This window comes from Streptomyces yokosukanensis, assembly GCF_001514035.1.
In the GTDB taxonomy this organism is placed as follows: domain Bacteria; phylum Actinomycetota; class Actinomycetes; order Streptomycetales; family Streptomycetaceae; genus Streptomyces; species Streptomyces yokosukanensis.
This window is the reverse complement of the sequence record NZ_KQ948238.1, coordinates 26,152-42,596: the sequence shown is the minus strand read 5'-3', so window position 1 is coordinate 42,596 and position 16,445 is coordinate 26,152. Positions and strand designations below refer to the sequence as shown.

10 protein-coding genes and 1 pseudogene are annotated in these 16,445 nt (G+C 69.1%); all 11 read left to right on the top strand.

From position 1 onward, the window contains the following. Nucleotides 1-311: 311 nt before the first annotated feature. The 11 genes and pseudogenes from AQI95_RS41955 to AQI95_RS41905 all read left to right on the top strand — a co-directional run bounded on the left by AQI95_RS41955 (nucleotide 312) and on the right by AQI95_RS41905 (nucleotide 16,410). Entirely contained in the window at nucleotides 312-1,091 is a 780-nt protein-coding gene (locus AQI95_RS41955; protein ID WP_067136489.1) for an alpha/beta fold hydrolase, read from the top strand. Between the two features lie 57 nt (nucleotides 1,092-1,148). Then, nucleotides 1,149-2,128 (top strand): annotated as a pseudogene (locus tag AQI95_RS41950) (transposase). A gap of 733 nt (nucleotides 2,129-2,861) precedes the next feature. After that, nucleotides 2,862-5,057 (top strand): type IV secretory system conjugative DNA transfer family protein, encoded by a 2,196-nt coding sequence (locus AQI95_RS41945; RefSeq protein WP_159056705.1) that lies wholly within the window; start codon nucleotides 2,862-2,864, stop codon nucleotides 5,055-5,057. Between the two features lie 221 nt (nucleotides 5,058-5,278). Next, a complete protein-coding gene (locus tag AQI95_RS49580) occupies nucleotides 5,279-6,772 on the top strand; it encodes a DUF2637 domain-containing protein (RefSeq protein ID WP_244189065.1) in 1,494 nt (497 codons plus the stop codon). An 851-nt stretch (nucleotides 6,773-7,623) separates the two neighbouring features. Then, nucleotides 7,624-8,727, top strand: a complete 1,104-nt coding sequence (locus AQI95_RS41935; RefSeq protein ID WP_079071938.1) for a conjugal transfer protein — start codon at nucleotides 7,624-7,626, stop codon at nucleotides 8,725-8,727. After that, nucleotides 8,724-9,053: a hypothetical protein gene (locus tag AQI95_RS41930; RefSeq protein ID WP_067136470.1), complete on the top strand. Its 330-nt coding sequence runs from the start codon at nucleotides 8,724-8,726 to the stop codon at nucleotides 9,051-9,053. The genes AQI95_RS41935 and AQI95_RS41930 overlap by 4 nt, the downstream gene beginning before the upstream one ends. Further along, on the top strand, nucleotides 9,050-9,655 hold the full coding sequence (locus tag AQI95_RS41925; protein ID WP_067136468.1) for a hypothetical protein: 606 nt from the start codon (nucleotides 9,050-9,052) through the stop codon (nucleotides 9,653-9,655). The genes AQI95_RS41930 and AQI95_RS41925 overlap by 4 nt, the downstream gene beginning before the upstream one ends. Beyond that, a complete protein-coding gene (locus tag AQI95_RS41920) occupies nucleotides 9,652-12,258 on the top strand; it encodes an ATP-binding protein (protein WP_067136466.1) in 2,607 nt (868 codons plus the stop codon). Before AQI95_RS41925 ends, AQI95_RS41920 begins: the two co-directional genes overlap by 4 nt. A gap of 221 nt (nucleotides 12,259-12,479) precedes the next feature. After that, entirely contained in the window at nucleotides 12,480-12,953 is a 474-nt protein-coding gene (locus tag AQI95_RS41915) for a hypothetical protein (protein ID WP_067136464.1), read from the top strand. Further along, nucleotides 12,950-15,298 carry a hypothetical protein gene (locus tag AQI95_RS41910; protein ID WP_067136463.1) on the top strand — a complete coding sequence of 783 codons (2,349 nt, stop codon included), beginning with the start codon at nucleotides 12,950-12,952 and terminating at the stop codon, nucleotides 15,296-15,298. Before AQI95_RS41915 ends, AQI95_RS41910 begins: the two co-directional genes overlap by 4 nt. Continuing rightward, nucleotides 15,295-16,410 carry a C40 family peptidase gene (locus AQI95_RS41905; RefSeq protein ID WP_067136461.1) on the top strand — a complete coding sequence of 372 codons (1,116 nt, stop codon included), beginning with the start codon at nucleotides 15,295-15,297 and terminating at the stop codon, nucleotides 16,408-16,410. Before AQI95_RS41910 ends, AQI95_RS41905 begins: the two co-directional genes overlap by 4 nt. Nucleotides 16,411-16,445 lie beyond the last annotated feature (35 nt).

The following is a 16,445-nucleotide window of genomic DNA, read 5'->3' as shown; positions in this document are numbered from 1 at the left end:
GCCTCAGTAGCGGTCGAGTCGTCGCGGGGATCCGGGCGGCCAAGTCCTTTGAGCCATCCAACGGCGACAAGCTCACAGCCACACCCAGAACCCCTGGGTCCGCCGATCTTACGAAGGATCAGCTCAGACCCACGCTTGGAAGGTAGGACAAGGTTACGAGGTTGTGAGCGAAACCACGGGGAGGTGTCCTGGCCGAAGTTCTTACGTCCCCGGTGCCCACGCAGGACCTGCGATGAGGGATGGGGGTGGTGTATGGAGGACGGGTGGTTACTCTCGTCTCTCCATCGATCTTGATTGCGGGGGAGCAGGCTGTGCGTAACGCTGTCGTGACGCCCGAGGGTGACCAGATCCGCTGGGTGGAGTTGCCGGGGCAGGAGCCTTCCCGCGTCTACGTGCATGGTCTGGGTGCCACATCGCCCGCCTACTTCGCGGAGGTCGCAGCCCACCCGTTGCTGGCTGGCCGCCGTTCGTTGCTGATCGACTTGCTCGGTCACGGCCTCAGCGACCGGCCGACCGATTTCGACTACACCCTGGAAGCACACGCTGATGCCCTCGCGAAGGCCCTGACCGCCGCTGGCGTTTGCGGTGCGGAGCTGATCGCGCACAGCATGGGCGGCTCGGTGGCCATCGTCCTGGCCGCCCGGCACCCGCGCCTGGTCTCCCGACTGGTCCTGGTCGACGCCAACCTCGACCCGCTCCCGCGCCAGCCTGGCTCGGGCGGCAGCAGTGGCATCGCCGTGTACTCCGAGCAGGAATTCTTGGCAGGCGGCTGGGAGGAGGTCCGCGACCGGGTCGGTGCGCACTGGTGGTCCACCATGCGCCTGGCCGGCCGTGAGGCCCTGCACCGCAGCGCGGTCCACCTCGTCCGCGGCACCGTCCCCACCATGCGCGAACTTCTGCTGGACTTGGATATCCCCCGCGCCTACCTGTTTCCCGAGGCCGACGGCCCGCTCCCAGGCGCCGACGCGCTCGCCGAGGCAGGGGTGGCCGTGGTACGGATCCCGGACTGCGGGCACAACATCATGCTGGACAACCCGGGAGCCTTCGCCGTCGCTACAGCGACCGCACTGGCAGACCGGGGCCAGGAATAACGGGACTGCGGGAAACCAACGGCGTGACGTGGGGGCAGCCGCACGGGTTCCTCGTGTGTGACGACGAAGGAATGGGCCCGTGCGGCCTTGTCCCATCCCGCCTTCACGGGTATCTCCCGTGCACATCTCGGCAGTTTGATCGAGGAGTTGGCCGGTCCCTGGGCCGCGCGGCGTGAGTCCGCGCTGCACCAGCGGCGCGGCGGGAAACGCAAGCAGCAGCCGGGGGCCGGGCCGAGGCATGACCTGGTCTTCACCGATCGGGTGCTGGTCGCACTGGTCCACCTGCGCCACCAACTCCCGCACGCCGCGCTCGCGGAGCTATACGGCCTGGAGCGATCCACCATCGCCCGCGCAGTCGGTGAGATCCGTCCGCTGCTGGCCGAGCGCGGCTTCGCTGTCCCCGACCGGCCCGGACTGCGGCTGCGCACACTGGCGGACGTGTTCGCCTACGCCGAAGCCGAGAACGTGAAGCTGCGGATCGACGGCACCGAAACCCAGGTCCGCCGCCCCCAGGCCCACCGTCCGGGACGCTGCGCCTTCGTCTCCGGGAAGAAAAAGCAGAACACATGCAAGACCACCACCATCAGTGACGGCCAGGGCCGCACCCTATGGTCCGGGGCCGACCGACCCGGCCGCATGCACGACCAGACTGCCGTGCGCACTGAGGGCATCGCCGAGCAGTTCCGCCTCCATTCGCAGGTGAAGGCCGAGGTCGACGAGGGCTACCGGGGCCTGGCCAACGAGTTCCCCGACCAGGCCAGCGCGCCTCCGAGGAAACCGAGGGAGGACGCGCCTCTGGGCGAGCAGTACGCGTGGCGTGAGCGGCGGCGCCGACGTCCTCGGCCCGAATCTGCGTCGAGCACGCCAACGCCGAGCACAAGCAGTGGCGTCCCTTGCAACGCTTCCTCGGACGCCGCGAGCACTACCCGGCCACCCACCGGGCCATCGCCAGCCTCGTCTCCGACCGCGCCGCCCAACGTGCCACCCGCAGCAAGCCGAGCACCGAACTCGTGCCCCTCAGCTCGGTGGCCTGCTGAATCACCCACCAGCCGAACCTCCAAGGCCGGCACGTCCCGAGCTCATTCGCTCACAACCTCGTTAGCCGTTGTAAGTGCAGTAACTCCCGCTGTGCCGCTGTGACGTTCGCAGAGCAGGTGGAGCGCCGGTGTTACGACAGATGATGTCGTCGATCGCGCTTGTGTCGGCGGGGCGTCCCGGGGCCAGGCTGGCCGCGCTGCTGGGGATGGACGGTCGTTTGCCACGGCGCTTACCAGGGCCTGGGATCCGTCACAGAGCACGTGACACGGCGCCGGGACATGGTGTGACACCTCCCGCTCTGACCTGCACCGACCTATGCCGTACGGGCTGTACCCGAGGCTGTCACATCGGAGGGTGTGACGGAGATCGTCTGCTCCGAGAGGGTCAAGGAGGTGCTGGTGCTCACGCTTGTCGCCTCGTTTACCCCTGGGGGTAGAAGCGTGCCCGTGACCACAGCACAGCGCGCGTGGTCAGCGAAGTGGTGAGTGTGTGTGGCCAAGCTTGGCACGCGGGCCAGCGTTGGCCCGCCCTAAGGGACTTCCCGGCACGCCCGGGAATGAACTTGGCCGTGTCTACTTCGCGGCCCGCCGATGACGGCTCGCGACACGGGGCACGTCTACCCCTTCTGTTCGATGACGGACGGTGGAGACGGCTTCGTCTGAGGAACAGGGGAGTGCGCACCGCATGATCCGTGTTACGGCGCCTTGGGTCGCCGACCCATCATTTGCGGCGATGGCGTCAGACAGCGGCTTCGAGGTGCGCATGGTCGACTGGTTGACCGGGCATCGGCCAGACGCCTCGCAATTGCAGATCGGCCTCATTGCTGGCCTGGCGGCCATCAGCGTGCTGTGCGGACTCGGGTACCGCCGTATGGCGGAGAAGGGCAAGAAGGAACGACCCGGCGTGAACGGTGCCTTCGACGCGCTCGGCGAAGGCACGGCTGCTGCGGTCGGCGCGCTCGGCCTGGTCGTCTGGCGCTTCTGCGTCGGCGAGCCAATGTGGGGTGAGGCCAAGACCGACGCCACCTTCCTCGGGCCTGGTGACTCTGTCACCCGCGCGCCCATGAACGAAGACAGCCCGACAGGCGAGACGTTCGAGAACAAGGACGCTCCACGACGGTTCCGCCTCGCTGCCCTTCTCCTCCTGCGGGGACGATCTGTGGGCGGAGCGGACCTGCTTACCAGGACGTGGCACTCCTGGCCCGGCGCTGTCCGCGCAAGTGTGCGACTCAGCGCTGTCGCCGTCGCCGTTGGGTTCTGGCTCGGACCGCTGTGGACCGTCGCGTGCTTCGCCGGTATCCAACTGATCGTCCTGGTGGTCATCGTGGCCAGCCACCGTGGAGGTCGCGGCCGCAAGGACGCCCGAAGATACGGTCCGGGTCTGTGGGGGGCCTTGATTCAGGTGCTGCGGTTGTCCGCCGAGGACCAGAAACGGGGCCGCAACCACTGGATGAGCCTTTCGGATGACCTGTCCAGCGACCGCGCGCGGGTCGTGATCCGTCTGCCGCTGTTCTGGCTCGGCAGCGAAAAGGAGCGCGCGGTGCTCGCTCACGTCGTCCATTCTCGACTGCCTGGCCAGTGGGTGGCAGCCTACGCCCAGCGTGGCCGCGACCCGTATGTTGAGTTCACGCCCAGGCCGCCGGCGCCGCCCGAGCCTGAACTGCCTACGCTGGTCGAGTGGATTCGTTCTGACGATCCCGCACGTGTGTATGTGGGGGAGACGTTTCAGGGACCGCGGTACGTCGACACCGAGACCGAGACGCCGCACTGGGGGATCTCCGGCGGCACCGGCGACGGCAAGACCACGGTGCTGCTCCTGCCGGTCGTACACGGCCGACAGCACGGCGCCCTGGTCGACTGCATCACGATGAAGGCCGCCGCATTCAAGGACATCGAGGGGGAGTCCGGGATCCGGGTCCACAAGAGTGGTCGGCAGGCGGTCGCGGCGATGGCCGAGTTCTACGTCTCCATGAAGGCCGCGGAAAGCCTGCAAGGAACACCCGAGGTGGAGCGGCTGCCCGGCCGGATCCTCGTCATCGACGAGTTCGCCTCGTTCGTGAAGAGCGCCAAGATCTGGTGGCGCTACGGGCTTCAAGCCAAGGGCATGCCGCCGTTCGAGGCCTGGTTCCACATGATCCTCATGCAGGGCCGCAGCGCCAATCACAAGATCGTCGTCGGGGCGCACACCTTCACTCGCGAACTGTTCGGCGACACCGAGACCCGGGACCTGGTCGGCACCAAGGGCATCGTCGGACCGGCGTCGAACCCTAAGTGGGGCGTCACGTACGGCCTCGACGCACCCCGCGTCGCCTACAAACACGAGATCAAGGGGCGCGGGGTCATCGGTGTCACCGGCTCCCAGGCCATCGAGGAAATCCAGTACGCCTACATCACCCCCTACGCCCGCGAATACCTCCGCCAGTGCGCAGCGGCCCCGTCATGGCACGCTGCTGGGGAGATGGCGCCTTGGATCACCCCGGAGGCGCTGAAAGAAGCAGAGGACGAACTCGCCATCGCCGACTTCCTTCCAGGCGGTGCCTTCATGCGCGGCGCGACACTTGTGACCAAGACGAACACCCGCGCCGTGCAGGGGCCTGCCCCCAGGTCAGAGCGTGTGGCGTCAAACGGCAAGGTTGCTGATGTGACGGGCGGCGTGACCACGTACCACGACGCTTACCACCAGCAGGCCGACCAGTCAGAGGAGACGAAACTGCCTGTCTTCAGCCTCAAAGAGGCCTGCGAGACCGGCATCCTCCCCGTCCGCTACGACGCCGCGCGCCAGCGCATGACCCGGGCACGTAAAGCCGGCCAGGACCTGCCCGAGGGCATCACGGTCGGCGGAGCCACCTACTACACGGCCAAGGAACTCGTGCAGTGGTGGACGCTCATGGAGACCCTCAAGCGCCCCAGCCCTGCCCCGAGCATGTGAGCTGCTCGCCCGACGGGCCGACAAGCGAGCCGGGCGGCCCGGCGGGCGAGCAGCCTCAGCCGAGGTGACAGTTACAGCTCGGCGAGACGAAGATCGCAAAGAGGTGAAATGCTACGAATTCCGTTGGTGTGGAGGCGATGCGGGCGCTGGCGCTGCCACGGCCTTGACGCACGTGACAGGGTGACACCTGTTCAACACGATGAAGAAGGGGCTGCTAGTTCATGACGGCGGCGAAGGAACCGACGAGCGCTACACCCACCCGGGCGCAGCGCATGCTGATCGCCGTGGTGACCGCCGGTGCGGCGCTCATCGCCGGCATCGGCTTCGCCGGCTCGTACGCGGCTGTCCGTGAGCTGGCCGTCAAGAAGGGCTTCGGGAACTTCTCCTATGTGTTCCCGGTCGGCATCGACGCAGGCATCTGCGTCCTGCTGTCCCTGGACCTGCTGCTGACCTGGATCCGCATCCCGTTCCCCCTGCTGCGTCAGACGGCGTGGCTGCTGACAGCGGCGACGATCGCGTTCAACGGCGCCGCCGCCTGGCCGGACCCGCTGGGCGTCGGCATGCACGCCGTGATCCCGATCCTCTTCGTGGTCGCGGTCGAGGCGGCCCGGCACGCGGTCGGCCGCATCGCCGACATCACGGCGGACAAGCACATGGAGGGCGTCCGCATCATGCGCTGGCTGCTCTCCCCGGTGCCGACGTTCCTGCTGTGGCGCCGTATGAAGCTGTGGGAGCTGCGCTCCTACGAGCAGGTCATCAAGCTGGAACAGGAGCGCCTCGTCTACCAAGCCCGGCTGCAAGCCCGCTTCGGCCGTGCGTGGCGGAGGAAGGCCCCGGTGGAATCGCTGATGCCGCTGCGCCTCGCGCGCTACGGCGTACCGCTAGTTGACACGGCGCCGGCAGGCTTGGCCGCCGCAAGAATCAAGGTGCCTCGGCCGCAGCCCGAGCCTCCCGTGCAGCACGAGGCCGTGGCGCTCGCTGGCTTCCACGCGCATCCCTTCGAGCAGGTGACGGGGCGGGACACACTGTGGTCCACGCCGCACCACTCGGTGCCGAGCCCGCCGGGCGTATCGCAGTTCGAGCAGATGCCTCATCCCTCCCGTGAGGGTGGTGCATCGGCTCGGGTTGCGGGAAAAGCCCCGGGAGAGAGCGGCGACGGGGAGGCCCTCCACATCGACCGCGCGACGAACGAGGCGGTGGTGTCGCCATGGGAACGCGAGCAACAGTACGACGCTGCCGAGCTGCATTCCAGCAGGCGCTGGAACGTGTCCTCGGACACTGCATCAGACCTGGAACGAGAGGATTCCAGCCCCGCATTCCACGACGTCCTCCAGGACGAGCGGGCTGGCGTGGCTGCTGACCTGACCGGCGGTCCCACTCGGCACATCGTGCAGATGCGGATCCCCGACGGACCGAGCGAGCCGGAGGCTGCGGCGCCTCAGACGTCCTCGGACGAGGTCGAGGACCAGTCGGCTGCGGACGGCGATCAGCCTCAGGCAGTGGCGGCGCCTCCGGTGACTCCGGACGACATCAAGGGAGTCGAGCTGGTGGAGTGGCACTACCGCCACCTGCCCGAGGGGCAGCGGCGGCTGTCGGCGAACGCCCTTGCTCCCCAGCTGGTGGAGATGACCGGCTACAAGCAGAGCACGGTCCGCAAGTACATCGGGGACATCCGCAAGGCTGATGCTCGCGCTGCGCAGGCCGCAGAGGCGTGACGTCCGACGTTCCAGCACGTTGCCCGGGCCGTTGGAATCCGCTGCCGTCCCGGGGTGGAATGCCCTTGACCCACCCCGACCACAGGCCGCTGGGACGCGCCTCGTGCGGGCGGCCCGGCCACCATCACTCGCGGCCGAGGATGGCGGCGAAGCCGCAGCACGCGCATGGACGTAACGAGACGCCCTGACGTCGGCGCTTCCCTTGGAAGGCTCTCTGAGCTGCATTTTTCCAACCTTTCCAATGGGAGGGCGCCGGGAAGGTGCCCAGTGCAGGCACCGGCTCGCGGCTCGTGCACCAGGCAGGCCGGAGGCGCAACGGGTGGCGAGGGCCCTGTGGAATGCCAGCGCAGCGTCCCGAGCAGCACGGACCGCAGGGCGTTGGAATGGCCAGCCCGGGCCGGGTCGGAATGCCACCGACCGCGCGCGGAGATCACGTTGGAATTCACCGCTGCCGGTTCCAACGGCGCCGAGCCTTCAGCCGCGACCGCTGCCGGCAGGCCAGCGCCGTGTCGAAAGTGTGGAATCTCGTGCGCCCCTGCCGGCCGCGTCATCCGTTGCTCGACGGCCCCCAGGAGATGAACGACCGGCGGGGCGATGGTCAGCGGACACAGCCCGTCCGAGAGTCCCTGAACCGCCCGCTGGCCTGCGGTGGTGAGTGAAGCACAGCTCGCTTACCACGGCCGCAACCACTTACCACCTCGCTTACCACCAGGTCAGAGGCCACTTACCACGGCTGGTCAAGTCGGCAGTTATACCTCTGTGACGCCACTGGGGCCCTGGCGGCAAGCGGGGCGGTAAGGGCCAGGACGAAAGGTGTGGGCACAGAAACCCCTCCTGATGAGGAGCAGTCCATGCCACCCTCCGCCCCCCGCCGCTCCCGCAGCGGCCCCCAGACCAACGGGCCGACCGATGTGAGTGCAGCAGCACACCGGACACGGACGCTGCCCGTACGCCGGACCCGGATGGTGCGTCTCGCGGTCTGGGCCGCCGTGGCCACCGGCCCGCTCGCGCTGATCGCCACCTGCGCACATGGACAGTCCGCAGCCGCTCCCCGGCCGGTCGCCGTGACCCGGGCCGTCGACCACGCCGAGACCGCCGCCGACCCGGCCGGGTACGCCGAGTTGGTCCTTAGCGTGTGGCTGCGCAGCGGCACTGGCCAGGACTCCGTGGCCGCCCGGCAGCTGCGCGCGATGGCGCCGTCCCTGCAGCCCCCGACGTGGGCGGAGCACGCCCCGGCTGTGGAACGCTTGGCTGCCGTGCACAGTGCCCGGCAGGGCGACGGCGCATGGTCGGTGACCGTTGCCGTCGAGTTCAAGGACTCCGTTGAGGGTTCCGCCGCGCAGGGCATTGTGCGGTACTTCGCGCTGCCCGTCGTCGCCACGGAAGCGGGCAGCGAGCCGGGGGCGAAGCAGGCCTTCGCCGTCACGGATTCGCCTGCCGAGGTTGCCGGCCCGACCGTGCTGGACGTGCCCGACGATCCTTACGGCACCGAAGTACCCACCGGGTCGGCGCTGTCGTCCACTGTGGCCGAGTTCCTGAGCGCCTACCTGGGGGCCGAGGACGGCGCCGAGCGCTATCTGGCCCCCGGCACCACACTGCCCGCGTTGTCCTCCGCAGCCTTCACGGCCGTTTCCCTCGACGAACTGAAGGCCGCCGACCGCACGGATGGCGCGGCCGGGAAGGACAGCGCAACCGTGCGGGTGCGGGCACAGGTCACTGCCAAGGACGCCGATGGTGGGCAGTGGCCGCTGGCGTACGCGCTGGGCCTTAAGGCCCGCGACGGACGGTGGGAAGTCGTCGCCCTGCAGTCCGGCCTGGAAAGCTCCGGCACGAAGACCAGCGCCCCGCGCGCCAGCACCACCGCGTCATCAGCCAGCTCTACGCAGACCACCGCGGAACTCGGCATCGGCGCGCATGCGGGCGTTCGCATCGCCGGTTGGGAGGGGACCCGATGAGTGGCGTGTTCCTCGCGGGGGAGTTCGCGAACATCGGCGATCACCTGCTCGCGGTGGGCACCGGCTGGGCCGACAAGAGTCTCAAGCTCGGCCTGCTGGCCATTGTCGTCGCCACCGTGGTCAAGAAGTTCTCGATGAAGGCAGGGATCGGCGCGCTCATCGGTCTGATCATCGCCTACGGCATCTACAACGGCCGCACCAACATTTCCAACGCGGTCACGGACGAGGTGACCAACATCAAGGGTGCCCCGATGGTGCACGCGCCACTGACGCCAGGGCCCTACCCTGCCACCCCGCACATGTTGGCCGGTGGTGAGCGCGCATGAGCACCACTGCCGCCGCGCCCCGCCTTGGCCGCAGTTATACCCGCGCCCGTCGCCACCCGTGGGTCCTGGGCAAGGTGGGGGACTGGGTGCTGCCACTGGGCCCTTACACCCCTACCCAGCTCGTCATCGCTGCCGGCGGGATCTTCGTATTGATCAAGACCTTCGCATGGTGGTCGTTCCTGGGGCCTGTGCCCGTGGTCGGCCTGTGCGTGGTGGTGTGGATGGCTCGCGCCACCCGCATCGGCGGCCGCTCCCCGCTGTGGATCGCCTACGGGTGGGTGCAGTACGGCCTTCAGCCCAAGAACGGCAGGATCGGAGGCCGTACCGCCCGGGAGCGGCGCCCTCAGGTCCTGCACGGCACCCTCCTCATCGAGGACACCACCCCCGACGCGAGCCGCGAGAGCTCGGAACCCGGGCCTGCTGTGGCCGCGAAGTCCCACACCCGCAGCCTGCGCCCGGCGTCGGGCGCTGCGGCGCGGCCCGTACTGCGCCGCCCCAGCCGTCGCCGTACAGCCCGCCGCGCCCCCGCCCAGACTGCTGTCAGGCCGGCGCCCACGCCCCTGCAGCAGATGCTGCGCGCACGGCAGGAGCCCGAACGGTGAAGCTGGCCATCCGCCACATCGTCGACAACATCGTGTGGTCCACCTCCGGCACGGTGTGGGCCGTCTGGTCGCTGACCCCGCAGGGATCGCGGTACATGGACGAGCGGGCCCGCGACGAACTGCAGTACCGCGTCACTGCCCTGGTGCGTTCCCTGCCCGGCGGCGCCCGTGTGTACGGGCTGTGCGCCCGTGTCGATCCCGGCGAGGTCGTCGCCCGGACCGTCGAGGGAGTCGACTACCGCCGGCACCCGTACTGGGCCGAGGTCTCAGACGCCCAGCTGCGGCTGCTGGCGGGGGAGGACCTCGACGCGCCGGTGGAGATGCACCGGCGCACCCTGTGGCTGGCCGTACCGCTGGAGAAGTCCAGTGCTCGTGCGGAGTTGTCCGCCGCTTTCGCCACGGCGTGGTCGGAGCTCGCCGGCATGCTGGGCCTGCCCCCGGCACCCGTGCCGGCCGACGAGGTCGCCGACTGCCAGCAGCGCGCAGGTCAGTTGGCCGCTGAACTCGGCGGCGGGCTCGGTCTGCGCCCGGCCCGCCCTGCGGAGATCGTGTGGATGCACCAGCATTCCGTCGCGCGTGGCCCGGAGGAGCCGCTGCTGGCCGAGGCCGAGCGCTCCGGTGTGCGGGGCAGCCGCCTGGTCAGCGGCACCCTGCGCGCCCCCGCGCACGCAGACCTCGGCGAAGTGCGGCTGCTGGAAGGAGGCTTCGAGGACGACTCCCACGCCGCCGTCGGCCGTGATGCGGCGAAGAAGTCCGCCCACCGCTCGAGCCGGAGGAGGACGAGCATGGCCGGTCGCCGGTGGCTGCAGGTGGAATCCGAGGCCGGCTGCTCCTACCAGGCCCACTTGGCGCTGGTAGAGATGCCCCGCAAGTTCACCGCCAGCAGCGGGGACTTCCTCACCTGGCTGGACCGCTTCCCTTTCCCGGTCGACTGGGTGGTCGACATGAAGCTGGTGCCGACCGAGAAGGTGGTGGAGGAGGTCCGCAAGAAGAAGCGGGACCTGGTCGACCAGGCCGAGCAGTACGCGGCGCAGCGCGATACCGGGCTGCCCGAGGACATGCACGACGCTGCCGAGGACCTGGGCGACCTCGGGGCACGGGCCGGGCGCAACAGCGTCGAGGTCGAGGTCCAGTCCGTCACTGTCATGTCCGTCTGGGGCACGACCGGTGCCGAGTGCGACGAGCGCGCCGGACGCCTTCACGCCCGCCTGCGCGGATCGAACTTCCGGCTGCAGCGGCCACGCGGCGGCCAGGAAGAGCTGTTCACCCTCACGCTACCGGCCACCACCGCGCCAGGAGCCACCCGCCAGTACGCCCAATACGAACTCGGCGAGGACTGGGCCATGCACGGCGCCCTGACCGGGCACGCCTTCGGCGACCCCACCGGCGCGATGATCGGCTTCTCCCAGGACGTCGGCACCGTCACCCCCACCCTGCTCAACATCGCCGACGCACCCACCAAGAACGCCTCCGCGTCATTCGGCATCGCGGGCGACCTCGGCGGCGGCAAGAGCGTCCTGCTCAAAATGATCTCGTCCTCCGTCGTCGACCGCGGCGGCCGCGTCATCGCCATCGACCGCACCAAGAAGCGGGAATGGGCCCGATTCGCTTCCGCGGCCGCCGCCGGCCGCTGCCAGGTCGTCGATGCCGCGAAAGCCGAGCTGTCCCTCGACCCGCTGCGCGTGTTCGCCGACCCGGCCGTCGGCTCCCGCTACGCGCTCAGCTACCTGACCGTGCAGCTCGGCGTCGGGCCGATGACCGAACACGGCGCCCTACTGAAGAAGGCTGTCAAGCAGGCGGCGAATCACTCCCTTCCCTGCATGGCCCACGTGCTTGCCGTGCTGGAGGAGATGGCCGAGGGTGAGGGGCCCCGCGCCGAACGCGCCGCCTCCCTCGTGGAATGGCTCCAGGTCGCCGCCGACGACCCCCTCGCCGCCGCCGTGTTCGACCCCGAACTCCCGCCGCTCGACCTCGTCTCCCGCGTCAACAGCGACTTCGTGGTGATCACCACCAACGGGCTGAGCCTGCCGCCCCGCGAGGCCGTCACCAAACCGGAGCTGATGCGCAGCCAGCCGCTGGAAGCCCTCATCGGTCGAGCCGTGCTGTATCTCGTCGCGGCGATCGCCCGCGAAGTGGCCTTCGCCGATGCAAGGTTCTGCCTCATCCCCCTCGACGAGGCGTACTGGCTCACCTCTTCCGCCGAGGGCCAGGCTCTGGTCGACGAGATCGTCTTCGACGGTCGCAAGCACGGCGCCGGGGTCGGCCTCGGCTGTCACGACGTCCTCGAACTCGGCACGTCCACCGCACGCGGTCTGCTCGCCTACCGGTTCCTTTCCCGCACCGCCGACCCCGTCCTGGCCGCGCGCGGCCTGGAATGGCTCGGGCTGCCCTGCGACGACGAAGCCCTGCTGCGCATGGTCACCACCGACCTGTCGCCGTTCGGCCAGGCCGACCGGGCCGGCGAGTTCCTCGCTCGGGACCCGCGCATGCAGATCGGCCGGTTCAAAGCCCTGGTGCCCGCCGTCGACCGGCTGATGGCCGAGATCTTCACCACCCCCGACGAGAGTGCACCCGACGAGAACACGCCCGGCCTCTCCGCCTGACCGGGAGCCCCCGATGAACCGGCGGCCGAGCCCGGCCGGCCGCCGCGCGGCCCGCGCCTGACAGGCACTTCCCAACCGAGGTCACCTCACTTACCACCACTGGCCAGAACAGGAGTTATGGCCCTGTGACGCCTTGGAGTCACAGGTGGCAAGCGGGGCGGTAAGCGCAGGGACGAACCCTGGGACCACCAACCCACCCCCTCCATGTGAGAGGAGCCAGCATGCCCGCCCGCCTCCTGCCCCGACGGTCACCCCGAACCTGGGCCATCGACTCCGGCCCCCACACCGCCGCCGTGAGGACCACAGCCCCACAGCAGACTGTGCACGCCCAGGACGCGACCACCTTCCCCATGCCGCAGTCCACCCGCGACACCTTCGGCCACCGCAACGGCCGTGGCTTCCTCCTGATGGCGCTCGTGTTCCTGACCGTGGCCGGCGTGGTGACCGTGTTGCTGCTCAGCCACGGCGTTCCTGACGTCTGGTGGCCCCACACCGGCCACGCCTTCAGCTCGCCTTCGGGCACGGCCGCACACAACGACCCGTGCGGCCTGATCCTTGGCCCCGCCCGGGAGTACTGCCGGCGCGGAGGCAATGCCGCCCGCCGCGGCCCCACCTTGCACGGCCTGCTGCGGCTCGCAGCCGCCGGGCTGGGCATCGCCGTCCTGCTGTACCTGCGCCGCCGGAGGCAGTCATGACCTCCGCGACGCACAACCGGTGGAGGGCGGCAGGAACCGTTGCCGCACTGGCGGTGCTGCTCACTGTGATCAGCAGCACCCCGTCCTTCGCCGCGGATGGCAGCTCCGGCGGGCTGCTCGACCCGATCAACGTCAAGACGCCCGAAGGCGTGCCGATCGACCACTACGAGCTGACCGGCGGGGCGGACGGCATCACCGGCACGGTCCTGTCCTTCTGCATGTCCGGCCTTTTCGCCCTGAGCCGCGATGTCGTGGGGTTCAGCTGCTGGCTGATCAACTGGGCCTACCGTTTCCCCGTCCTGGACAAGCTCGCCGGGCCTGCCCAGGACGTGTCCGACGCCTACCAGACCAACATCATCGGACCGCTCGGTCTCGCTGGACTCTTCTTGGCCTGGGCGTTTGTGTTCGGACTGATCCTGATCATGCGCGGACGGGTTGCCCGCGGTGCCGGTGAAATCCTGCTGACCCTGCTTATCGGCGCACTCGCCGCGACCAGTGTCGTCCGGCCCACCATGCTCCTCGGGTACAACGGGCCGATCCAGCAGACCCAGCGCGCTGCGCTTCAAGCCGCTGCCATCACCGCCAACGTGGGCAACTCCGGCAGCACGAGGAACGATCCGTGCAATCTGATCGTCGGCCCCGGGCAGGGCGCCTGCCGCAAGGCTGGCCAGGACACGACGTCCAAGGACGCCAGAAGGGAGGCCGAGGAACGCAAGAAGGCCTGCGACGTGGTTGTCGGCCCGGCCCGCGACACCTGTGTGAGCGGTGAAGACCACCCGACCGCCGATGAAGTCTCCGCGCCGATCACCCGCACACTGACCGACACCCTCGTGGTGCAGCCCTTCATGCTTCTGGAGTACGGCCAGACCATCGACAAGGGCAGTCCCCTCTACAAGGTCCACAAGGAGGTCATCGATCCGAAGAAGCCCAAGAAGGACCCCTGCAGCCTCATCGACGGCGTGGCCAAGAAGTACTGCGAGATGGACAACAAGCCCCAGCCGGAGAAGGACTTCAACAAGCTCGGGGACGAGGGCAAGCTCGCCGCATCCACCATGGAGAAGGCGACCTGGGAGCGCGTCATCGGCGCTTTGCTCGTCCTGATCGCCGCCATCATCATCGCCATCGTCATCATGGCCATGGTCCTGGCCCTGTTCGCGGCCCAGTTCGGCTGTGTCATCGCCGCCGTGTGCGGCGTCTTCGTCTTCGCCTGGGCCATGTTGCCGGGCCCCAACCGCGCCGTGCTGTGGCGGTGGGTGGGCTACTACGCCTCCGCCTGCGTCATCCTGTTCGGCGTCGCCGTCTTCATCCCCGGCTTCGGCGTCGCCGCCAAAGCGCTCCTGTCGAACAACCAGACACCGCTGATGGAACGGCTGCTCACCCTGATCGGCCTGGCTGCCACCGCCCTCGTCCTGCACCGCATCATGCTCCGCAAGGGCCAAAGCCTCGGACACCGCATCGCCGAGCGCATGCGCTACGCCCGCATCGGCGGCAGCACCACCATGGACCCCCAAGCCGCCGCCACCGCTGCCGCCATCTCCTCCCTCAACTACGGCCAAGGCGGCCTCGGCGGCTCCGGCGCCCACGCATCCTTCATGAACCGCCACGCCGGCTTCGCGTCCGGCCTGCGCGCCCTGAGCGATGCCACCGGCCTGCCCGGACATCCTGGTGCTTTCCTCGCCGAGGGCCTTGCCGAAGGCCGCCGCGCGCTCGCCCCGCTCGCCCTCGGCATGCGCACCGCCCACACCGCGCTGATCGGCCCCAAGCGTCCCCGCCAGCAGATCACCCCCGTCGGGGCAGACGGCAGGGCGCTGCCCACACTCGTCGACGGCCGTACCGGACGCGTCATCGACAACAGCGACGAAGGCGTCATCCCCTACGGCGCCCGTCTCGAAGCAGGCCTGCGCCGCACCCGCGCCGGCCGCATCCTCGTCCGCACCGGCAAAGCGGCCTACTACTCCACCGTCGGTCTGCCCGCCACCTGGACCCGTGCCCGCCGCGGCGCGAGCGAACTCACCACCGTCCTCAACGAAGAACTCGGCCGCCAGGGCGCCCACTACCGCCGCCTGGGCCATCAGTGGCGCGCCGACACCCGCGACGGCGTACACGACATCACCACCCCCGCCCGCCGCAGCTACCAGGCCGTCACCGAACCCATCCAACGAGCTAACCGCCTGCACACCTGGCAGCAGACCTGGCTCGACGAGACCGGCCGGCCCCGCTACTACGGCGGCCCACTCACCGACGACGGCCACGTGCCCGACCACATCTGGATGCCCCGCTTCCCCTGGCAGCCCGACCCCCGCGACGGACACGCATGGGAAGGCAGCACGGAGGAAGGCCGGTGAAGAAACTCGGCTGTGCCGGCCTCACCGTCCTCGGCCTGCTTCTCACACCCGTCTTCCTCGTCCTGTTCGCCACTGCCGCCCACAAACAGGACACCCCCGATATGCAGACCGTCGGCAAAGTCTCCGGCATCCCCGCACGGATGCTGACCGCCTACCAGTCAGCGGCCGCCCAACTCCCCGGCCAAGTCCCCAAATGCAAGGGCATGACCTGGGCAGTCCTTGCGGGAGTCGCCAAGATCGAGTCCGACCATGCGGCCGGACACAAGATCACCGACAACGGGGACATCACTCCGCACATCCTCGGCCCGCTGCTCAACGGCTCCGGCGCCGGCGGCAACCGCACCTCCTTCCCGGACACCGACGGCGGCAAGTGGGACGGCACCGCCAGCGGCGAGCGAGCGGTCGGCCCCTTCCAATTCCTGCCTTCCACCTGGGAGAGCACCGGCCGCGACGGCAATGGCGACGGCACCAAAGACCCCCACAACGCCGACGACGCCGCCCTTGGAGCCGCCGTCTACCTGTGCGGGAACGGCCGCAACCTCACCGACCGCTCCCAACTCGACGCCGCCATCCTCCAGTACAACCACTCCCAGGCGTACCTCGCCGACGTCCTCTCCTGGATCGACCGCTACAGCCAGCTCGGCGACGGCACGATCCGCACCAACACCCACGCCACCGGCACAGCCGCCACCGTCATCAACGCCGCCTTCAAACAGCTCGGCGTCCCCTACTCCTGGGGCGGAGGAGACTCCAACGGACCCACCAAAGGCACCTGCTGCTCACCGAGCGGCAAGTCCGGCACGAGCATCACCGGATTCGACTGCTCGGGCCTGACCCTCTACGCCTATGCCCAGGTCGGCATCAACCTGCCCGAGACCGCAGCCGAACAGGCCGGCATCGGCAAACGCATCCCCGCCAGCGCCGGGGTGGGCGCCCTTCAGCCCGGCGACCTCGTCTTCTTCGCCTACGACTCCAGCTCCGACAGCACCATCCACCACGTCGGCATCTATTTGGGCGACTCCATGATGATCAACGCGCCAAGGCCCGGGACGTCCGTACGGACCGAGCAGGTCTGGGACCAGGGCTATGCCGGAGGTGCCCGGCTGTTGTGAACAACAACACCCACATCCCACGCCTGACATCCATC